Consider the following 20,819-nt stretch of genomic DNA (forward strand, 5'->3'; position numbering starts at 1 on the left):
CGGATACCCGCGCACCGTGGTTCCGGGATACGTTGGTTCGGTGAGCGTATGGGGCGAAATCATTGTCGGCCTGGTAATTCTGGTCGGCCTGGTCGGCATCGTGGTGCCGATTCTGCCGGGGGTGATCCTGATCTTCGCGGCGGTCGCGGTGTGGGCATTCCTCACCGGCGGGGTGACGGCGTGGGTCGTGCTGGGGATCAGCACACTGCTGCTGGTGATCTCGGGCGTCGTGAAATACACCTGGCCCGGGCGGAATTTGAAGGAAGCGGGGATCCCCAACCGGACCTTGCTGCTGGGCGGGCTCGCGGGGATCGTCGGGTTCTTCGTCATCCCGGTGGTCGGCCTGTTCGTGGGTTTCGTTGTGGGCGTGTATCTCTCGGAGATGGCCCGGATGCCCGACAACCGGCAGGCCTGGGTGTCGAGCAAGCATGCGATCAAGGGCGTGGGTCTGTCGATCCTGGTGGAACTGCTGGGCGCGCTGCTCGCGAGCGGGGTCTGGGTAGTCGGGGCGATCGCCGCCTGATCACTCGGGTACAGATTGCCGGACACCGCCCTTTCTCAGGCGCCGGCGGTGCACATCCCGGCCGGGATATGAACCGCGGTTTCCGCGTCTTCCGGGCCGTCACTCTCGATGAGGTGCGCGCCAGGGCCGGGGACCCAAGACCGGGAGGGGCCGGGTGGTGCCGTCGCCGGCGGGGCGGTGGTCGAGCTCCCGCAGCGGCGGCGCGAACAGGGGGAGCGTCGGGGTGGGGTCCTCGGGGGCGCGGTCGATGGGGGGCAGGCCGTAGAACGCGCGGGCGTTGTCCTCGAGTACCGCGTTCATATCGGTGCCGACCACCTCGCGTATCAGCTCCACATCGGCTTCCCGGAACGGGCGGCCCGCGCGGGTGCCGGGCAGGTCGCTGCCGAACATGAGCGCTTCGGGGTTCACCGTGTGGATCCGGCGCAGGGCGGTCGCGACATTCATATCGACCCGGCCGAAACCGGTCGCCTTCACCCGGGCCCCGCGGTCGACCAGGTCCAGCAGGTAGGACAGGCCCACCTCGGACATGCCGAGATGGTCGATGGACACCTTCGGCAGTTTCAGGATCACCGGCTGCAGCGAGGCCAGCATCTGGCCGTCGACGTAGATCTCCACATGCCAGCCCACCAGCTCGTGGGCGCGCAGCGCCTGCCGGGTCATTCCCGTGATATCGGTGGCGGCACGTTTCAGGTTGAACCGCACCGCCCGCACCCCGGCCTCGTGCAGATCGAGGATCTCGGAATCGGAGGCATCCAGATCGAGCCGGGTCACCCCGACCCAGCCGGGTCCGAGTTCGGCCAGCGCGGCCCGCAGATAGCTCTGGTCGTTGCCCTGGAAGGACGCACTGACCACCGCGCCGCCGGACGGCTGGAACCGGGACATCCGGCGGCGGTAGTCGGCGATCGTATAAGGCTCCGGTAGGTAGCCCTCATTTTCGATCAGCGGAAAACGCGGATCGATGATGTGTACATGGGCATCGAACACGGATACAGAATGCCTGATATGTCGTGGTGATGCCCGCCCCTCCCAGCTCTGGGTGGTCGGAGCGGGCTCGGATCTACACCTTGTGCGGTTCGCTGGCCCGCAGCATGTCCTCGCGCTCGACGACCTTGACCCGCTCGCGGCCCTCCGGCTCACCCAGCGACCGCTCGTGTGCGTCGAGGCGGTACCAGCCGGCCCACGTGGTGAACGGGATACCGCGGCCCTCGAGGAACTCGGTCACCGCGTCCAGTTCCGGATGCTCGGCCGGGGCGAAATTCTTGCTGTCGTCCAGCAGGCAGGCCACCGTCTCGTTGGCATCGCCCTTGGTGTGGCCGATCAGGCCGACCGGGCCACGCTTGATCCAGCCGGTCACATAGGTGCCGGGCATGAAGCGGGCGGCACCGTCGGCGTTCTCGTCGACCAGTACGCGACCGGCCTCGTTCGGGATCACGCCGGCCTGATCGTCGAACGGCAGTTCGGAGATGTTCTGCGACAGGTAGCCCACGGCCCGGTAGATGGCCTGCACATCCCAGTCCCGGAAATTCCCGGTACCCTTCACGTTGCCGGTGCCGTCGAGCTGGGTGCGCTCGGTACGCAGGCCCACGACCTTGCCGTCCTCGCCCACGATCTCGGCGGGTGATTCGAAGAAGTGCAGGAACAGCTTGTGTGGACGGTCGCCCTGATCCCGGATCGCCCACTGTTCGAGGGTGTTGGCGACCATATCGACCTGCTTGGAATGCCGGCGCGCGGCTTCGGAACCCTCGTCGTAGTCGATGTCCTCGGGATCCACGATCACCTCGATCGTGGGCGAATGGTCGAGTTCACGCAGCTCGAGCGGGGTGAACTTGGCCTGCGCCGGCCCGCGGCGGCCGAAGACGTGCACCTCGACAGCCTTGTTGCCCTTCAGGCCCTCGTAGACGTTCGGCGGGATCTCGGTCGGCAGCAGTTCGTCACCGGTCTTGGCGAGCACCCGCGCCACATCGAGCGCGACATTGCCCACCCCCAGCACCGCCACCTTCTCCGCGTCCAGCGGCCAGGTGCGCGGCACATCCGGATGCCCGTCGTACCAGGACACGAAATCGGCGGCACCGTAGGAACCGTCCAGGTCGATACCCGGGATAGGCAACGCCCGGTCGGCGTTGGCGCCGGTGGAGAAGATCACCGCGTCGTAGAAACGCCGCAGATCCGACAGGGTGATATCGGTGCCGTAATCGATATTGCCCAGCAGCCGCACCTGTTCCTTGTCCAGGACCTTGTGCAGCGCGGTCACGATCCCCTTGATCCGCGGATGGTCCGGCGCGACACCGTAACGGATCAGACCGAACGGCGCCGGCATCCGCTCGAACAGGTCGATCGAAACCTCGGCATCCGACTTCATCAACGCGTCAGCGGCATAGATCCCCGCCGGACCAGCCCCCACGATCGCGATCCGAAGCGGGCGATTCGCTTCCTTCTGCTCGGTCATCTGTTACGCGCACCCTTATCGGTCGAAAGAATCACTGGCGTTGTACTTAGCTTAGGCTAAGTTGACGCGTGGCCCGTATGCGCCGTTCTCGCGCCGTCCCGGGGCAGCCGGTTCGCTGCACGTCTTCCCACGTCTCCGCGGCGACTGCTGTGCCGTCCACCCGCGGTCACTCGCAATTCTATCGGGGTGTGGGCGCACCATCGATCCCGGGACCAGGGATGATCATCGGTATGAGCGATGCCGGACCCGCCGACGACCCGTCGGACGCCGACCCGGATACCACCCCGGCACGGCGCACGATCACGCCGTTCGCCGTGGCCGCGGTGATCGCGGCCCTGATCCTGGGCGGCATCCTGCTGATGGGCCTACTGTCGCCCGTTGAGAAAAATGTCACAGATTCCGACCGGATCGCGGGCGCGGTCCGCGACTTCGCCCAAGTGAGCAGCCGCTACGGTCCGGAACCGCCGCGCGAAGCGGTCTGCCCGGGATTCGTTCCCGCCCGCTCACCGCTGGCCGGACGGCTCATGCCCGGCGAGACCGGAAAAGACGTCGAGATCACGAAATTCGGCCCGGTCCAAGTCAACGGCGACAACGCGACCATCGAAGTGACCAGCCGGGTGGAGGACGCGGAAGCAACCTCGACCTGGTGGCTGTTCCACACCGACGGCGAGTGGCGGGTGTGCAACCAGCCGATCGAATGATTTCCCGCCGGGTGTCAACCGGGGTTTGACAGGGTCCGCTCAGGCCGGGCAATCTCATTGCTTAGGTCATGAGTGCCAGCGCCAAGCCCCGGCTCGCTGGTCGGCAACCCTCCTCCGCGGTGGGGTGCTCCGGGTGACGACCTGGCACGCATCGAACGGATGCGGCAAGTGCGGATTCGCAGGAGGTACCACGTATGAGTTATGCAGGTGATATCGGTCCACAGCAGGCCTGGGAACTGCTGGCCGAGAATCCGGACGCCGTCCTCGTGGACGTGCGCACCGAAGCCGAATGGAAGTTCGTCGGCGTTCCCGACACGAGCCCCATCGCCAAGCCGACACTGCTGGTGGAGTGGGTCGATGCCACCGGGGCGCGCAACACGGAATTCCTCGATCAGTTGCGCTCGGCGCTGGGCGACCGGCCGGCCGACGCCCCGGTGCTCTTCCTGTGCCGCTCGGGTCAGCGTTCGGCGCATGCCGCCGACGCGGCGACCGGCGCCGGTATCGCGCCCGCATACAACATCTCCGAAGGATTCGAAGGCCACCTCGACGAGTTCGGGCACCGCGGCGGCGCCGGCTGGCGGGCCCACGGACTGCCCTGGCGGCAGTCGTGATCAGCGGTGGTGCGTTCGAACGCGCGCTGCCCGAGGGTGTCGGCCCGGCCACGCTGGGTGTGCGCGGCGGCCTGAGCCGGTCCGGCTTCGAGGAGACCTCCGAAGCGCTGTACCTGAACTCGGGCTTCGTCTACGCCAGCGCCGAAGCCGCCGAGGCGGCGTTCACCGGCGAGTCCCCGCATTACGTGTACTCCCGCTACGGGAACCCGACGGTGGCCATGTTCCAGGAACGGATGCGGCTGCTCGACGGTGCCGAAGCGTGTTTCGCGACCGCCAGCGGTATGTCCGCAGTGTTCGTCGCGCTCGGCGCGCTCCTGAAGGCGGGTGACCGGCTGGTCGCCGCACGCAGCCTGTTCGGATCGTGTTTCGTGGTGTGCAACGAAATCCTGCCGCGCTGGGGTATCGAGACGGTTTTCGTCGACGGTGAAGATCTCGACCAGTGGGAAGCGGCGCTGGCCGAACCCACCGCCGCGGTGTTCTTCGAAACCCCGGCCAACCCGATGCAGACCCTGGTCGACGTGCGCAAGGTCTGTGAACTCGCGCACGCCGCGGGCGCGAAGGTGGTGCTGGACAACGTATTCGCCACGCCGCTGCTGCAACGCGGGTTCGAACTCGGCGCGGATGTGATCGTGTACTCCGGCACCAAGCACATCGACGGCCAGGGCCGGGTGCTCGGCGGGGCGATCCTCGGGTCGGAGGAGTACATCGAGGGTCCGGTCAAAACCCTCATGCGGCACACCGGTCCGGCACTGAGCCCGTTCAATGCGTGGACGCTGCTCAAGGGCTTGGAAACCATGCCGCTGCGGGTCCGGCAGTCGACCGAGTCCGCGCTGCGCATCGCGCGGTATCTGGACGAACACCCGGCGGTGAGCTGGGTGCGCTACCCGTTCCTGGAATCCCACCCGCAATACAAGCTGGCCGCGGACCAGATGAGCGGCGGCGGGACGGTGGTGACCTTCGAACTGAAAGCATCCGCCGAAGCGGCCAAGGCCCGAGCTTTCGAGATGCTCAATGGATTGCGGATCATCGATATTTCCAACAATCTCGGCGACGCCAAATCCCTCATCACTCATCCCGCGACCACCACGCATCGGGCAATGGGTCCGGAAGGCCGGGCCTCGATCGGATTGTCGGACGCGGTGGTGCGAATCTCGATCGGCCTGGAAGATATCGAAGATCTCCTCGGCGATCTCGACCGAGCATTGGGCTGACCGAGTTCACCGTCGTGAATGAGCGCCCGCGGCACCGGTTTCGTTATGGCATCGGGCGACTGCACCGGCAGGATCGATGCCGATACCGAGTCGGTCCGAACTGGAGCTCGTCCGTTGAGTCCGAATTTTCCGATCCGGCCGATGCATCACGGGCCCCTGATCGTCAGGTGAACGGAGTGCGTACCCGCCCCACCAGTTCGGCGACCGAGTTGAGCACCGTGGTCGGCCGGTAGGGGAAGTGTTCGACCGACATCTTCGTCGAGATCCCGGTGGTCACCAGGATGGTGCGCATTCCGGCCTCCATCCCCGAGATGACGTCGGTGTCCATCCGGTCGCCGATCATCACGCTGGTCTGCGAATGGGCGTCGATCCGGCGCAGTGCCGAGCGCATCATCAACGGGTTCGGTTTGCCGATGTAGTACGGGTCGCGGCCGGTCGCGCGGGTGATCAGGGCCGCTACCGAACCGGTCGCGGGCAGTACACCGTCGCGGGACGGGCCGGTCGGGTCTGGGTTGGTGGCTATGAAACGGGCGCCTCGTTCGACCAGCCGGATCGCGGTGGTGATCGCCTCGAACGAGTAGGTGCGGGTCTCGCCCAGCACCACGTAATCGGGGTCGACCTCGGTCAGCACGTAGCCGATCTCGTGCAAAGCGGTGGTGAGGCCGGACTCACCGACCACGTACGCCGTCCCGCCCGGCCGCTGCTCATTCAGGAAACTCGCGGTGGCCAGGGCCGAGGTCCAGATCGACTGTTCCGGGATGTCCAGCCCCGTCTGCCGGAGCCGGGCCTGCAGGTCGCGTGGGGTGCGGATGGAATTGTTGGTCAGAACCAGGAAGGGGATCTCCTCGGACCGCAGTTCGGCCAGGAATTCATCCGCACCGGGCACCATATGGTCCTCGGATACCAGCACACCGTCCATATCGGTGAGGTAGGACAGGATCGGGTCATCTGTACTCACCCGTCAATTCTGCGCTTCACTCCGTCGGTGGTGGGTATGCCGCGCCCGGAACTCACGGCGTGTGCCCGGTGATCCGGACCACCGGGCACGGCTGTTCAGCGTGCTGGTTATGGTCGAAGCCGGACCGGAAACTGTCCGATCACAAGGCGACAGGAGTGGCGCAACATGGGTGAGCTCAAGCTCGGGTACAAGGCGTCGGCCGAACAATTCGGACCCCGTGAACTGGTGGAACTGGCGGTGCTGGCCGAGGAACACGGCCTCGACAGCGCCACGGTCAGCGATCATTTCCAGCCGTGGCGGCACAAGGGCGGCCATGCGCCGTTCTCGCTGGCCTGGATGGCCGCCGCAGGTGAACGCACCGAACGGATCATGCTCGGCACCTCGGTGCTCACCCCGACCTTCCGATACAACCCGGCCGTGATCGCGCAGGCTTTCGCGACCATGGGCTGCCTGTATCCGGGCCGGGTGATGCTGGGCGTGGGTACCGGTGAGGCGCTGAACGAGATCGCCACCGGATACGCCGGGGAATGGCCGGAGTTCAAGGAACGGTTCGCCCGCCTGCGGGAATCGGTGGACCTCATGCGGGCCCTGTGGACGGGTGCGCGCACCGATTTCGACGGCACCTACTACCGGACGGTGGGCGCGTCGATCTACGACGTCCCCGAGGGCGGTATCCCGGTGTACGTCGCGGCCGGCGGGCCGGTGGTGGCCCGGTACGCGGGGCGTGCGGGCGACGGTTTCATCTGCACCTCCGGCAAAGGCATGGACCTCTATACCGAGAAACTGATGCCGGCGGTCGCCGAGGGCGCGGCGAAGGTCGACCGGGAGGTCTCGACGATCGACCGGATGATCGAAATCAAGATCTCCTACGACACCGACCCGGACCTGGCGCTGGAGAACACCCGCTTCTGGGCACCGCTGTCGCTGACGGCGGAACAGAAGCACAGCATCACCGACCCGATCGAGATGGAGGAAGCGGCCGACGCGCTGCCGATCGAACAGATCGCCAAACGCTGGATCGTCGCCAGCGACCCGGACCAGGCGGTCGAGCTGATCAAGCCGTATGTGGACGCGGGCCTGAACCACCTGGTGTTCCACGCACCCGGTCACGACCAGCGGCGGTTCCTGGACCTGTTCCAGCGCGACCTGGCGCCGCGCCTGCACAAGCTCGGGTAGCGCAGGTTCGCCCCGCGCCGCCGTGGGCGGCGCGGGGAACACCGTTAGGCTCTGTCCCATGGCCGAGGTTGCTGCGTCCAGTGTGTACATCGCGTCGCCGGAGGGCGATACCGGTAAATCGACCGTGGCGCTCGGAGTGCTGCAGATGCTGTGCGCGACCACCGCGCGGGTGGGGGTGTTCCGGCCTATCACGCGGTCGGCGACCGAACCCGATTACATCCTCGAGCTGCTGCTCGAGCACAGCACCGTCGATATCGAATACCAGCAGGCCGTGGGCGTCAGCTACGAGCAGGTGCACGCCGACCCGGATGCCGCGATCTCCGAAATCGTGATGCGGTACCACGAAGTGGCCGCGGCCTGCGATGCCGTGGTGATCGTGGGCAGTGATTACACGGATGTGGCCAGCCCGAGCGAGCTCCGGTTCAACGCGCGGATCGCGGTGAACCTGGGGGCGCCGGTGCTGCTGGTGGTGCGGGGGTCGCAGCGGTCGCCGGCCGAGGTCGAGCAACTGGTGGATCTGTGCGTCGCCGAATTGTCCAGTGAGCACGCGCAGCTCGCGGCGATCGTCGCCAATCGTTGTGCGCCCGGCGAACTGGAGTCCGTACGTAAACAGCTCGCCGCCTTCGGCGTGCCGTGCTGGAGCCTGCCCGAGGTGCCCCTCCTGATGGCCCCCACCATGGCCGAACTGCGGGACGCGCTGGACGGCGAGATCTACAGCGGCGACCCGGAACTGCTCGACCGCGAGGCCCTGGGGGTGATGGTGGGCGGGATGACCGCCGAACACATCCTGGAGCGCCTGTTCGACGGCGCCGTCGTCATCGCGCCGGGTGACCGCTCCGATGTGCTGTTGAGCGTGGTGAACGCCCACGAGGCGGAGAGTTTCCCGTCGCTGGCCGGGATCGTCATGAACGGCGGGCTGCTTCCACATCCCGCCGTCGCCCGTTTGATCACCGGGCTGAAACCGCGATTACCCATCCTGACCACCGGTCTGGGCACCTACGACACCGCCGGTGTCGCACACCGCACCCGGGGCCGGATGTCGGCCGACAACCCGCGCAAGGTCGACACCGCACTGGCCCTGATGGAAACCCACGTGGACGCCGCGGCGTTCCTGCGCCGGCTCGAGGTGCCGCTCACCAGCGTGGTGACCCCGCAGATGTTCGAATATCAGCTCATCGAACGCGCGCGGGCCGACCGCAAGACGATCGTCCTGCCCGAGGGCGACGACGACCGGGTGCTGCGCGCGGCCGGGCGGGTCCTGCAGCGCAAGGTCGCCGATCTGATCATCCTCGGGGACGAGACCGCCGTCCGGGCGCGGGCCGCCGAACTCGGGGTGGATATCTCCGCGGCGCAGGTGCTCGACCCGCGAACCTCCGACTATCTCGATGATTTCGCCCGCGAATACGCCGAACTGCGCAAGCACAAAGGGATGCGGCTGGAGCGGGCCCGCGAAACGGTCACCGATATCTCGTATTTCGGCACGATGATGGTGCATCGCGGACTGGCCGACGGGATGGTGTCCGGCGCCGCGCACACCACCGCGCACACCATCCGGCCCTCGTTCGAGATCGTCAAAACGGTGCCGGGCGTGTCGACGGTGTCGAGCGTATTCCTCATGTGCCTGGCCGACCGGGTGCTCGCCTACGGTGACTGCGCGGTGGTCCCGGATCCGACCTCTGAGCAGCTCGCCGATATCGCCGTGTCCTCGGCCGCCACCGCGGCGCGGTTCGGGATCGATGCCCGCGTGGCCATGCTCTCCTACTCGACCGGTGAATCCGGGAGCGGTGCGGATGTGGACAAGGTGCGGGTGGCGACCGGGCTGGTCCGCGAGCGGGCGCCGGAACTTCTGGTGGAGGGCCCGATCCAGTACGACGCCGCCATCGAACCGACGGTCGCCGACGCCAAACTTCCCGGCTCCGAAGTGGCCGGGCGGGCCACGGTTTTCATCTTCCCCGACCTCAATACCGGCAACAACACCTACAAGGCAGTGCAGCGCAGCGCGGGGGCGGTCGCGATCGGGCCGGTCCTACAGGGTTTGCGTAAACCGGTGAACGACCTGTCCCGGGGCGCGCTGGTCACCGATATCGTGAACACGGTGGCCATCACCGCCATTCAGGCGCAGCAGCAGTGACGCGGATCGGCGAACAGGAGACTGCGGTGGAACCGGCACGGGTACTGGTGGTCAATTCCGGATCGTCCTCGATCAAATATCAGCTACTGGACCCGGATTCCGGCAAGGTCGCCGCATCGGGTCTGGTGGAGCGTATCGGTGAGGGCGGCGGCGCGATCGAGCACACGGCGGGCGAGCACACCGTCACCGATCAGGTGGATATCCCGGATCACACCGCGGGATTACGCCTGGCCTTCGCGAAATTCGCCGACACCGGCCAGGATCTGACCACTGCGGGGATCACTGCCGTGGGGCACCGTGTCGTCCACGGCGGCGAGGTCTTCTACCGGCCCACCCGCATCGACGACCGGGTACTGCGCACCATCACCGAATTGTCGACGCTCGCACCGCTGCACAATCCGGCCAATATCCGCGGGATCGAGGCGGTGCGCACCCTGCTGCCGGATGTCCCGCAGGTCGCGGTGTTCGATACCGCGTTCTTCCACGGTCTGCCGGAGGCCGCGAAGACCTACGCGATCGACCGGCAGATCGCCGAAGCGCACGGTATCCGCCGCTACGGGTTCCACGGGACCTCGCACGAATACGTCTCCGGTCGCGTCGCCGAATTCCTCGGCCGCGCGCCCGGATCGCTGAACCAGATCGTCTTCCATCTGGGCAACGGCGCCTCGGTATCGGCGCTGCGCGGCGGAAGCCCGGTGGACACCAGCATGGGTCTGACACCGCTGGAGGGACTGGTCATGGGCACCCGCTCCGGTGATCTGGATCCCGGCATCATCTTGCATCTCATGCGGACCGCGCATCTGGACATCGACGGGATCGACCGGCTCCTCAACCGGGGTTCCGGATTGCGCGGGATGGCCGGTGTCAACGACTTCCGGGAGCTGCGCCGCCGGATCGAATCCGGCGATCCGGCGGCACGCTCGGCCTATGACGTCTACGTGCACCGGCTCCGCCACTACCTCGGCGCCTACCTGATCGAATTGGGTGGCGTCGACGCGATCACCTTCACGGCGGGCGTGGGCGAGAACAACGCCGAGGTCCGCGCGGACGCCCTGGCCGGACTGCACCGGTTCGGGATCGCCGTCGACCCGGAACTCAATACCGCGGCCGACCGCGGCGCTCGCCGGATCTCCCCCGCCGGGGCGGAGGTCCAGGTGCTCGTGGTCCCCACCAACGAGGAACTCGCCATTGCCCGCGCCGCCGTGGCGGTGACCGGAAACGATTGAACCGGACCGCGTTCAGTAGCAGGTGAGAGGTTGCATCGGCTCGCCGGCCTGGGGTCCGAGACCGGCGTAGGCGGTCGCGATGGCCGTGACGGCCCGGCGCAGCTCGGGTTCGGCGTTCGTATAGGGCAGACGCAGAAAACGCTCGAAGGCGCCCTGCACCCCGAACCGCGGGCCCGCGGCGAGCAGGACGCCGTGATTGGGAGCCGTGGCGGCCAGCGCGGTCGAGACCGGGGCGGGCAGCTGGGCCCACACCGACATGCCGCCCACACCGGGCAGTACCTGCCAGTCGGGCAGCTCCTCGGCCATCGCCGCCAGTAACGCCGCACGCTGATCACCCAGGAGTTTGCGGCGATGCGCGAGGATCGGTTCGGCGCGCTCCAGCAGATGAACCGCCGCCAGCTGATCCATCACCGGCGTGCCCAGATCGACCGTGGCGCGGCTGGTGAGCAGCCGGGTGATCAACGATTCGGAGGTCCGGATCCAGCCGACGCGCAGACCACCCCAGAACGATTTGGATGCCGAACCGATGGTGATCACCTCGGAGCCCTTCGCGAACGCGGCAACCGGCGCGACCGGTCTCGCGTCGGTGAGCGAAAGGTCCGCCATGGATTCGTCGATGATCAGCGTCATCCGGGTTTCCCGGGCGATGGCGGCCAGCTCGGCGCGGGCCGGCTCGTCCATCAGGAAACCGGTCGGGTTGTTGTGATCGGGCACCAGATAGGCGAGGGTCGCCGCGGTCTGCCGGGCGGCGCTGCGCAGACCGTCGAGATCCCAGGCAGCGCCCGGATCCTCCAGCCGCAGCGGGACGGGCACCGGGCGGGCGCCGACATCGCGGATCGCCTCGATCGCGTTGGGGTAGGTCGGATGATCGATGAGGACCCGGGCCGCGGCGGGAGCCAGGACGTTCAGCAGCAGGCGCAGGCCGTGCTGGGCGCCGAGGGTCACCAGGATCTGATCCGCGCGGGTCGGCAGGCCACGTTCGGTGAAGCGGCGGGCGAGCGCTTCACGCAGGGGCAGGATGCCGACCGGATCCATGCCGTGGGTGCTCAGATACGACGGAATACCTTGCAGGGCAACCGAATAAGCGTCTTCCATCTCGGGAGGCGCGGTCATCGCGGCATAGGTCAGGTCCACGGCGGGCTGGGCGCCGGTGGACATGGTGGCCAGGATCCCGCGGGCGGCCCGGCCCCCGTCGTGCGCGATGGCCGGTGGGAGCGCGACGGTGGAGCGCGAGCCCTGCCGGGTGATGAGGTAGCCGTGTTCGCGCAGCAGTGCGTAGGTCGAGGTCACCGTGGTACGGCTGACGCCGAGCGTGGCGGCCAGATCGCGTTCGCTGGGCAGGGCGATACCGAGCGGCGCGCGGCCGTCGTGGATGAGCAGCCGGATCCCCTCGGCAAGGGCCAGATAGGCGGGGCGGCCGGAGCGCCGGGCGCCGCCCTCCGCAGCGGCGGGATCCGGCCCGCGCCACTGCCCCAGATCGCGAGCCAAACCCGCGGCACCGATCACTCGTGTCGACATAAGTCCAGTATTGACCGATTGGCTCTTTATCGGCAAGTCCAGTAGCGCCATGCTGGAACCATGACATTCTTTGTGGCGCTCGTGGGAGTGGGCACGTTCTGCTTCTTCGCCTACCGATACCTGGTCACCGAATCGCTGCTACCCGAACTGCTGGAACGGTACCGGCCACTCGGCTCGATCCTCGACGATTCCGTCTCGCGATACGACATCGAACGCGGCTTCCGCGACCTGGACGCGGCGCGGTCGCGCGGCATCTGAGCCGTTCGACGGCGTCGCCGGGCAGGTTCGGTTCGGCATGGCCCCGGCCGCGGAGTACCTGCCGAGCGCGGCAGGCCGAAGCGGAGTCGCTCATCGGCCGCACGCCACACCCGATATATCAGTCCAGTTGGATAACTGGACTGATAACGGCTCGCCCGCCGGGTTGCAGTGTGCCGGCCGGGCGGTGCTACTTCAGTGGGTGTTGCCGGTAGAACTCGCAGGGGTCGCCCGACAGCAGACCGTCCTCACACGCGAAATAGGTCTGGATACAGGAGTTGGTATCGCAGCCGAGCGCGGCCAGTTCGTCGCGGATCCGGAGGTTGCGTTCCTGCGGGGTCTCGGTCGCGACCGGCGCGACCACCGATGCCGCCGAAACCGCGTGACCAGCGGAATCCGCACCGCAACCGGAGATCAGCGCGGTAGCGGCACACAACGATACGGTGGCGGCGAATCGGACAGCGGATCTCGAAATCATGCGCACCTCCACAATCCCCGAGGGGCTCGACGAGCGGCCAGCGTAACCGATACCGGAAGTACCGCGGTACCGGTCGGCTCGAGAACGACAGCGGGCACCCTCGCGCCATCGATGCCGGACGCCGGGTGCGGACGTCAGTCGGCCGATTCCCCGCGCAACAGCGCGGCGAGAGATTCCCGATCGGTGACATCCAGTTTGGTGCAGGCCCGGTACAGATGACCCTCCACGGTCCGGACCGAGACAGTGAGCCGGTCGGCGATCTGCCGGTTGCTCAAACCGGCCGCCACCAGGTTCGCGATCTCCCGCTCCCGGGAAGTGAGGGGCAGCGGCTGGGCAGCATCGCGCAGCGCCGGGGTCGCCGCACCGCCGCACGCCGCCGCCAATCGATTGGCATGGGCCGCCGATTCCAGTAGCCGGCGCCGATCCCCCGCCCGGTCGTGGGCGGTGGCGGCCTGAGCCGCGGCGTCGGCGGCGGAAAGGCAGGCTCCGAGACTCTCGAAATCGGCCGCGGCCGCATCCAGGCCGGCACCGTCGCGCCGGGAGAGGGCCATCGCATGCCGAGCCTGGGCCCGGACCAGCGGACCGTCGACGTGGTCGGCCAGATCGGCCAGCCGTTGCGCCACCGACCCCGCCCCGAACCGGGCCGCGGTGTGCAGGGCCAGCGCCTCGATCGCGTGCTGATCCGCCCGCGCGGCGGCGTCCGCGGCGCGTAACGCCCGTTCGACGGCGGTACTCACCGTGCCCTCCGCGGCCGCCAGGCAGGCCCGGGCGATCTCCAGTTGCGGTTCGTAGACCGCACTGTGCCGGCCGCCGCGCGCATCGGCTTCGGTAATCGATTCGGCGGCTTCGGCGGGACGGCCGAGCGCGGCATAGGCTTCGGCCAGCCGGATCCGGGCAGGAAACATCCAGGCAGCGGCACCCTCGGCAGTGAGCGCGGCCAGCGCCTGCTCCAAATTCTCGATACCGGCGCCGAATCGGCCGCCCGCCACCTCGACGGTGCCCTGCAGGATTTTGGACATCCCCCACGCCAGGTATTGGCCGGGCGCGGAATATCCGAAGTACTCGGTAGCGCGGTGAGCGGCAGCGGTCAGATCACCGGTCAGCACGAGAGCCAGGACCTCGGCATGGGTCGACATGAACCGGTTCAGGCCGTCGATATGTGGTTCCACCGCCCGGCCGCGGTCCGCGTAGACCCGCGCGTCCTGCGCCCGGCCCATCAGAGCCGCCGCGAGCCCGCCGCCGAAAGCCGCCCACCACACCGCCCACGGCGGAGCGTCCGCGGCCCGCATCACCTCGTCGGATTCGCGCAGCGCGTCACCGAGACGGTTCTCGTTCACCGCGCACGCCGCGGCGAGCCCGGTCGTGATCAGCGCGATTTTCGGATGTGTGATCCGCGACCGGACCATCGCCAGCACCTCGTCGGCACGGTCGGCGTCACCCATGGCCCACAGCAGATTCGATACGCGGGTACTGCCCCAGCGGGCCAGCTGGACCTCGTTGAGTTCGTCGGCCGCGAAGCTGGCCAGCGTGCGTTCGGCTTCGATGCGGTGCCCCTGCCACAGCAGTGCGCGCGCCAGCAGATCCGCCGACTCCACCCCGCCGCGGCGTTCCACCGCCGCCCGCGCGAACCGCTCCCCCAGTGGCAGATTCGCCAGCCCGATCGCATCCTCGGCGGCGGCTTCGAAAAGTTCCAGATCGGCCGATTTATCGCTGTCCAAGGCAAGTTCGGCGAGACGGATCCGGTCCGCGGCGGAATTGATGCGGCGCTGTTTCAGCGCGGAGTAGAGCCGGCCGCGTAATCGGCGCGAGGTCGCGATACCGAGCCGGCGCCGGATGACCTCGCCGAACAGCGGATGGTTGTAGCGGACAACCAGATCCGGACCGTCCTCCGTCACCCGGATCACGCCCCCGTTCTCCGCCGCCTCCACTGCCTCCTCACCGGCGAGCTCGGACATCACTTCGAGCGCGACGGGCTCACAGAAAGTGAGCAATTCCAGGACCCGCAGAACGGATTCGGGCAACTGCTCGACCCGATCCTCCAGCAGCGCGGCCAGTTCCGACGTGACCGCCGCCCGGCCGCGCAGCTGCCACACCCCGTTCACCTGCCGCAGCGTCCCCGCTTCCAGCGCACCCTCCACCAGATGCCGCAGGAACAGCGCATTACCGCCCGACGACTCCCACATGAGGTTTGCGGTGAACCCCTCCAGCTGGCCACCCAGCATGGACTCCACCAGCGATACGCTCTGCTGCTGCGTGAACGGCGGAAGATGAACCCGCAGCAGATGGCCGTCCTTCCACAGCGTGGTCACCGCGTCCGGCACCGGAACGCCGTCCCGCACGGTGGCGACGATCCGTGCCGCCTTGTCGATCGCCAACTGCAACAGCAGTGTCGCGGACAGCTGGTCCAGCAGATGGGCGTCGTCGACACCGATGATCGCCGGCCCCTCGGCGAGCAGGGCCTCCCGCGCCGCGGCCATGAAGGTCACCGGATCGTGTGCGGTGTACACGCCGACCATATGCGCGAACACACCGAGCGGAATACTGCGCGCCGATTCGGTTCCCGCGACCCAGCGGATGGTTCCGCCACCGGTGGCGGCCCGCCGGGCCAGCGTGGTCTTCCCGACACCGGGCTCCCCGATGAGTACGGCGCCGACATGATCGGGGCCGATGAGTGTCGCGCGAATCGCCTCGAACTCGTTCGCCCGTTCGATCATCGGCCAGTTCCGCGCCATAGCTCTACTGTAAAGCCCGCATTACCGGTCGGTACGACGAACTACCCACGGCGGCACCGGCACTGCGCGATCCGCCCGGTAAACCTGTTCAGCCCTCGCCCACTTCACAGGCCAGCCCGTCGCCGTCTTCGTCGAGCTGGTACGAGTAGCCGGGCTGGCCACCCCACAGCGGGGTATCGGATTCGCGCCGCGCGTGATCGCAGTTGATGTAGTAGGGGTGCTCGTCGTCTTCGGCCTCGGGTTGCGCCCGATCGGCGGGCAGCGGATGCGAGTCGTCGATCGTGTTCGACGAGCTCTGGGTATCGGCGGCCGCCGGGGCGGCGGCGAGCACGGTCAGCGTACACCCGGCGATCACCAGGTGGGCCAGGGTTCTTCGGGCATTCATCATGGAATCCTTGGTGCTGAGAGGTACTCCTAATCCTCGCTCGTGCCCGGCGAAAGTGAAAGACCTTCATTCCCGGTGTATTGCCGGGTTACTGCGGCGGATCGCAGACCTTCCAACCGCTTTCGGTCTCCTGCAGATCGAAGGTGCGAGCGGTCTCCTCCGGATCCGCGGTGGACTGCACGGTGACCTGGGCGAGCGCCGTCCGGTCGGTGATCTTGACCGCGTCGACGCTGGTGACCTCCGGAATAGTGCCTTCGTTCACCGCCTGCTGGTGCACGCCGGCGAACTGTTCCTCGGACAAACCCTGGTAGTAGTCGTGCAGGGCACCGCAGGTGGCTTCACGCAGGGCGGGCAGGTCTCCACCTTCCAGCGCACCGGTGTAGTCGCCGATGGCCGCGCGGATTCGGCCCTGCGGGGAATCGTCCTCGCCCCCGGCACCCACCAGGATCGCGATCAACGCGATCACGAGCGCCACGGCGGCCCCACCGGCGACCAGCCATTTCTTGTTCGTACCGGACGTCGCCGGGGCAGCGGCCGGGGCCACCCGCTGCGGCTGCGCTATCTGCGGCGGCGCGGAGTACTGCGGCGCCTGCGCGACCCGCTGCTCGGCCACCGTCGGTTTCAGGTCGGCCGGTGACGGTGCTCCGCCTGTGCGCTGTGCGGCAGGCTGCGGACGGCCGGACTGCCGCTGCGCGGGCGGCGGACCACCGGGACGCTGCGGCGCGGGTTGATCCGGCCGGCCCGGCGCCTGCGGCCCCGGCCGCTTCGGTCCCGGCTGCGGACGCGGGGTGGCCGGCGGTTTCGACAGCGCCGGCGCGCCCGGGCCCACCCGATCGGTCCTGACGGGCCCCTGCGGACCACCGGGCGCCTGCCCCGGCCGGCCCGCCTTGCGCACCTGGTTCATATCGATGCGCGCGGTGGCATCGGGATCCGGCTTCTTCTGCGCCGGCATGGCGACGGTCCGCGCCTCATCGGGTCGCGGCTGCCGCGGGATCACGACAGTCCGCGCCTCGCCGCCTTCCGGCCCCTGCTCCGGTTCGGCGGAATCCTGCTCATCGCCGATTTTCCCGTCGCCGGCTTCCGCGTCTACTGCCGCAGCACTGCCATCGTCCGCGGTCCCGGCAGCGGCTTCGGCACCGTCGGCAGCTTCGGTTTCGCCAGCGGCTTCAGTTTCGACAGCGGCCTCGGTTCCGGCCGCGGCGACAGCTTCAGTTTCGGGAGTGGCTTCGGCCCCAGCAACCTCGGTTTCGGCGACGGCTTCATCTTCGGCGGCGGATTTGCCCGTGCCTTCGTCTCCCCGGGCTGCTTCCGCAGTGTCTACCGCCGTGCTGCCTGTAACCGTTGCGCCGGTGGCGGCTGGACCGGTGTCCTCGTCTCCGGCGGCATCCGCATCGCCTGCTGCTTCGGATTCAGGGACGGCGGCAGTGGTCTCGGCAGCTTCGGAATCATCACCGGACGACTTCCCCGCGCCGTCTTCGGCACCGTTCGGTCCGGCAGCGTCTGTCCCACCGCTGCCCGCAGATGCCGGGTCTTCTCCTCCGCCGGCCTCGCCGTCACCCACACTGTCGGTGGCCTTGCCCTCGACCGAGTCAGCGCCGGATCCGGGTGTCCCTGCTGCGCCGGTATCAGCGGATTCCCCGGCCGGTTCTACCTTCCCGGCTCCGACCGCATCCGCTGTCCCAGCGGGCTCCTGGAAAGACTCTTCAGCCTGGTCACCAGCCCTCTCGGCCGCAGCTTGCGTATCGGTTCGCCCGGGATCCCGGGTGGCGTCCGCGCCGCCGGTAGACCCTTCGGCCCGCTCACCGCTCGCCACACGAGCATCAGCACTCTCGGCGGCGAATTCCGCCGGTTCGCCGGCAGCAGGCTTCGCCTCGGAGCCGGGTTGCGCTGCCGCGGATTCCCGATCAGCGGAGACAGGCTCAGGCTCGGACGCACTGCTCTCGGATTCAGCCGTCGTGCCGGTTTCCGTCTGCACGCTGTCCGCGGCGGTGCCATCGGCGGGGGTCTGTTCCCCAGCGGTATCGGAATCCTGCGCGGAATGTGCGTCCGGTTCGGAAGTTGTCGTCGTCGCTTCATCCGAGGCGCTGGCGCCTTCGGCATCGGCCGGCTTGTCTCCGCCGGATCCCGCGGCATCGCCGGACGACGGCCCGGCATCGGCCTCGTCTGCCGCCCCTGCACCGGCCGCCGCAACGCTTACCTGCTCGGTCGTCTCGCCGGTCCCGGCAGCACCGCTCGCCGAGTCGGTCGCGGGCTCGTTTTCCGGAGAATCCGCGTCACCGGCGCGTGCACTACCGGCAGCACCGGACTCCTCGCCCTGCGCCGGAGCACCCACACCCACCGCGGCGGAAGTCCGGATGACCTCCGTCTCGGCGTCACCTTCCGCCGATGCGGCGCCCGTGTCATCGGAGCTGTCCGTGGCCGACGCGCGCGGGATGGCCTCCGTCGGGGCGTTGCTTTCGCCGGGGGCGGGCCCGTTGTACTGAGGTCCGGTATCGCGACCGATCGCCCGGCGGAGCCGGGAAGTCACCGCATCGGCTGCCTGTGACAGCTGCGATCCGGTGGCCTGCGTGTCCGGCGCCTCGGCAGGCGAGCCGGGGCCCGATTCGGAGTGCGTCGGTTTCTCGTCGTCGGTCGGGTGCGGCACCTGAACCCCTCGTTGCTGGCGTACATATTGTGACGTAGATGGCCAGCCTATCGAGCATTCCCGGTAGCCGTGCACAATGAATCGCATGACCTCGTTCGGTGATCTGCTCGGACCGCAACCCGTACTCCTTCCTGAACTGCACGCGGCGGAAGACGCGCTCGACGCGGGCACCGATCCGGTGCGGGTGGCCGCCGACAATCCGGCCGCGTCGATCGCCTGGGCCGCCCTCGCCGAAGCCGCGCTGGCCCGGGCCGCCGAAGCGGACGACCCGGTCAACCACGATCTCGTCGCCGCCTATGCGTTCGCCCGCACCGGCTACCACCGCGGACTCGACCTGCTGCGCCGTAACGGCTGGAAGGGTTTCGGGCCGGTGCCGTGGGAGCACGAGCCGAACCGCGGGTTCCTGCGCAGTGTCGCCGTCCTGGCGAAGGCAGCGCAGGGCGTCGGCGAAACCGATGAATACGCGCGCTGCCTGGACCTGCTCGAGGATTGTGATCCGCGGGCGGCCGCGGAACTCGGTCTGGGCTGAACGACTTCGCGGCAGTGACCGACCCGAACTCACGACTGTCGCGGGCCCGGGTCCGCGGCACCGAGCGGCTGCGGCGTTCCTGGACACGCTTGCGGCTCTCGGCGCTACCGATTCTCCAATGCTCGCTGGCCGCGGCCTTGGCCTGGTTCCTGGCCAAGGACGTGGTCGGTCATCCGCTGCCGTTCTTCGCCCCGACGGCCGCTGTCGTTTCCATCGGCACCGCGTTCGGTGCGCGGCTGCGCCGGTCGCTCGAGCTGGTGGTGGGGGTCGCGGTCGGCATCGGCGTCGGCGACCTGTTCATCTCCCAGGTGGGTACCGGGGTCTGGCAGATCGCACTCGTGGTGGCGGCGGCCATGTCGCTGGCGATCTTCCTCGACGGCGGCCCCATCATCGGGATCCAGGCCTCCGGTTCGGCGGTTCTGGTGGCCACGCTCATGCCACCGGAGTCCGGAGCTGGTCTGTCCCGGATGGTCGACGCCCTCATCGGCGGCCTGGTGGGTGTGGTGGTGGTCGCCGCCCTGCCCTTGCATCCGGTGCGGCGGGCCCGGGAGCAGGCCGCGGCAATACTCGGGGTGGTCGGGAAATCGCTCACCGATTGCGCACACGGCCTGCTGGAGCAGGACCCGGGCAAGATCCACGAAGCGCTCACCGCGGTCCGCGCCACCCAGCAGCAGCTGGATTCGCTGCGCAAAACCCTGGAGGGCGGTCGCGAGGTGAGCCGGATCTCCCCGCTCTACTGGAATTCCCGCGGCCGGCTCGAACGATTGCGGGCGGCGGCGGACCCCCTGGACAACGCGGTGCGCAACACCCGTGTGCTGCTGCGCCGCTCGCTGACGCTGGTGCGCGACGACGAGATCCTCAAGCCGGGGCTCATCGAGGAGATGGAACGGCTGGCCACGGCGGTGGATGTGGTCCGGCGGATGCTGCTGGCCGACCCGGGCGAACAACCGGACCGCGCCGACGCCGCGCGCGCACTGCGTTCGGTGGCCAAACAGGCGCGGCCGGAGCTGGTTGCGGGGGCGGGTTTGTCGGCGCATGTAGTTTTCGCGCAGATCCGGTCCACCCTGGTAGACCTCATGCAGGTATGCGGGGTGCAGCGGATCTCGGCACTGGCCCTGCTGCCACCGACTGTCCCCAATCCGTATGTCACTCCGCAGAATTGAGCGGTCCCGGTGCGTCCTCGGGCGCACCGGGCCCTCGCGGTTCGCTGCGGGATTGCCGGAACCGGGACCGAACCCGATGCGCGACGACACGCCCGGGAAGCTGTGTGGGCCGACGGGCTTTCGAGTAGTGGG

Annotated in this window: 18 protein-coding genes and 1 riboswitch; of the genes, 10 read left to right on the forward strand and 8 right to left on the reverse strand. The window is 68.3% G+C overall.

What is annotated here, in order from left to right:
• Nucleotides 1-40 precede the first annotated feature (40 nt).
• Nucleotides 41-523, forward strand: a complete 483-nt coding sequence (locus ACIA75_RS02185; protein ID WP_397098980.1) for a DUF456 domain-containing protein — start codon at nucleotides 41-43, stop codon at nucleotides 521-523.
• A gap of 99 nt (nucleotides 524-622) precedes the next feature.
• On the opposite strand, the gene ACIA75_RS02190 is transcribed toward ACIA75_RS02185, so the two are convergent.
• On the reverse strand, nucleotides 623-1,507 hold the full coding sequence (locus ACIA75_RS02190) for an amidohydrolase family protein (protein ID WP_397098982.1): 885 nt from the start codon (nucleotides 1,505-1,507) through the stop codon (nucleotides 623-625).
• Nucleotides 1,508-1,580: 73 nt separating this feature from the next.
• A complete protein-coding gene (locus tag ACIA75_RS02195) occupies nucleotides 1,581-2,969 on the reverse strand; it encodes an FAD-dependent oxidoreductase (protein ID WP_397098984.1) in 1,389 nt (462 codons plus the stop codon).
• Nucleotides 2,970-3,199: 230 nt separating this feature from the next.
• Here ACIA75_RS02195 and ACIA75_RS02200 point away from each other — a divergent pair, with 230 nt between their 5' ends.
• The 3 genes from ACIA75_RS02200 to ACIA75_RS02210 all read left to right on the forward strand — a co-directional run bounded on the left by ACIA75_RS02200 (nucleotide 3,200) and on the right by ACIA75_RS02210 (nucleotide 5,492).
• Nucleotides 3,200-3,670 (forward strand): hypothetical protein, encoded by a 471-nt coding sequence (locus ACIA75_RS02200; RefSeq protein WP_397098986.1) that lies wholly within the window; start codon nucleotides 3,200-3,202, stop codon nucleotides 3,668-3,670.
• 64 nt (nucleotides 3,671-3,734) lie between these two features.
• Nucleotides 3,735-3,847: riboswitch (SAM riboswitch) on the forward strand.
• Between the two features lie 17 nt (nucleotides 3,848-3,864).
• Complete coding sequence (locus ACIA75_RS02205; RefSeq protein ID WP_397098988.1) at nucleotides 3,865-4,281, forward strand: rhodanese-like domain-containing protein; 417 nt, start codon at nucleotides 3,865-3,867, stop codon at nucleotides 4,279-4,281.
• Nucleotides 4,278-5,492 (forward strand): O-succinylhomoserine sulfhydrylase, encoded by a 1,215-nt coding sequence (locus ACIA75_RS02210; RefSeq protein ID WP_397098990.1) that lies wholly within the window; start codon nucleotides 4,278-4,280, stop codon nucleotides 5,490-5,492. Before ACIA75_RS02205 ends, ACIA75_RS02210 begins: the two co-directional genes overlap by 4 nt.
• A 163-nt stretch (nucleotides 5,493-5,655) precedes the next feature.
• Here the strand turns inward: ACIA75_RS02210 and ACIA75_RS02215 are convergent, their stop codons facing one another.
• Nucleotides 5,656-6,411 (reverse strand): HAD-IIA family hydrolase, encoded by a 756-nt coding sequence (locus ACIA75_RS02215; protein WP_397100847.1) that lies wholly within the window; start codon nucleotides 6,409-6,411, stop codon nucleotides 5,656-5,658.
• 204 nt (nucleotides 6,412-6,615) lie between these two features.
• Here ACIA75_RS02215 and fgd point away from each other — a divergent pair, with 204 nt between their 5' ends.
• From fgd to ACIA75_RS02230, 3 genes are read left to right on the forward strand one after another with little or no spacing between them, the layout of a single operon-like run.
• Entirely contained in the window at nucleotides 6,616-7,626 is a 1,011-nt protein-coding gene (gene fgd, locus ACIA75_RS02220) for a glucose-6-phosphate dehydrogenase (coenzyme-F420) (protein WP_397098992.1), read from the forward strand.
• A gap of 58 nt (nucleotides 7,627-7,684) precedes the next feature.
• A complete protein-coding gene (pta, locus tag ACIA75_RS02225; protein WP_397098995.1) occupies nucleotides 7,685-9,757 on the forward strand; it encodes a phosphate acetyltransferase in 2,073 nt (690 codons plus the stop codon).
• A 26-nt stretch (nucleotides 9,758-9,783) separates the two neighbouring features.
• Entirely contained in the window at nucleotides 9,784-10,983 is a 1,200-nt protein-coding gene (locus tag ACIA75_RS02230) for an acetate kinase (RefSeq protein ID WP_397098997.1), read from the forward strand.
• A gap of 12 nt (nucleotides 10,984-10,995) precedes the next feature.
• Here the strand turns inward: ACIA75_RS02230 and ACIA75_RS02235 are convergent, their stop codons facing one another.
• Entirely contained in the window at nucleotides 10,996-12,501 is a 1,506-nt protein-coding gene (locus ACIA75_RS02235; RefSeq protein ID WP_397098999.1) for a PLP-dependent aminotransferase family protein, read from the reverse strand.
• Between the two features lie 60 nt (nucleotides 12,502-12,561).
• Between ACIA75_RS02235 and ACIA75_RS02240 the strand changes: the two genes are divergently transcribed.
• Nucleotides 12,562-12,759 carry a hypothetical protein gene (locus ACIA75_RS02240; RefSeq protein WP_397099001.1) on the forward strand — a complete coding sequence of 66 codons (198 nt, stop codon included), beginning with the start codon at nucleotides 12,562-12,564 and terminating at the stop codon, nucleotides 12,757-12,759.
• A 187-nt stretch (nucleotides 12,760-12,946) separates the two neighbouring features.
• On the opposite strand, the gene ACIA75_RS02245 is transcribed toward ACIA75_RS02240, so the two are convergent.
• The 4 genes from ACIA75_RS02245 to ACIA75_RS02260 all read right to left on the reverse strand — a co-directional run bounded on the left by ACIA75_RS02245 (nucleotide 12,947) and on the right by ACIA75_RS02260 (nucleotide 18,995).
• Nucleotides 12,947-13,234: a hypothetical protein gene (locus ACIA75_RS02245; protein ID WP_397099003.1), complete on the reverse strand. Its 288-nt coding sequence runs from the start codon at nucleotides 13,232-13,234 to the stop codon at nucleotides 12,947-12,949.
• Nucleotides 13,235-13,368: 134 nt separating this feature from the next.
• Nucleotides 13,369-15,966 (reverse strand): LuxR C-terminal-related transcriptional regulator, encoded by a 2,598-nt coding sequence (locus tag ACIA75_RS02250; protein ID WP_397099005.1) that lies wholly within the window; start codon nucleotides 15,964-15,966, stop codon nucleotides 13,369-13,371.
• Nucleotides 15,967-16,054: 88 nt separating this feature from the next.
• Nucleotides 16,055-16,351 (reverse strand): excalibur calcium-binding domain-containing protein, encoded by a 297-nt coding sequence (locus ACIA75_RS02255; RefSeq protein ID WP_397099007.1) that lies wholly within the window; start codon nucleotides 16,349-16,351, stop codon nucleotides 16,055-16,057.
• Nucleotides 16,352-16,439: 88 nt separating this feature from the next.
• On the reverse strand, nucleotides 16,440-18,995 hold the full coding sequence (locus ACIA75_RS02260) for a hypothetical protein (RefSeq protein WP_397099009.1): 2,556 nt from the start codon (nucleotides 18,993-18,995) through the stop codon (nucleotides 16,440-16,442).
• 76 nt (nucleotides 18,996-19,071) lie between these two features.
• Here ACIA75_RS02260 and ACIA75_RS02265 point away from each other — a divergent pair, with 76 nt between their 5' ends.
• Nucleotides 19,072-19,524 carry a DUF3151 domain-containing protein gene (locus tag ACIA75_RS02265; RefSeq protein ID WP_397099011.1) on the forward strand — a complete coding sequence of 151 codons (453 nt, stop codon included), beginning with the start codon at nucleotides 19,072-19,074 and terminating at the stop codon, nucleotides 19,522-19,524.
• Between the two features lie 14 nt (nucleotides 19,525-19,538).
• Nucleotides 19,539-20,687 (forward strand): aromatic acid exporter family protein, encoded by a 1,149-nt coding sequence (locus ACIA75_RS02270; protein WP_397099013.1) that lies wholly within the window; start codon nucleotides 19,539-19,541, stop codon nucleotides 20,685-20,687.
• Nucleotides 20,688-20,819 lie beyond the last annotated feature (132 nt).

Origin of the sequence: Nocardia sp. NPDC051750, assembly GCF_044453135.1 — a bacterium.
Taxonomy (GTDB): Bacteria; Actinomycetota; Actinomycetes; order Mycobacteriales; family Mycobacteriaceae; genus Nocardia.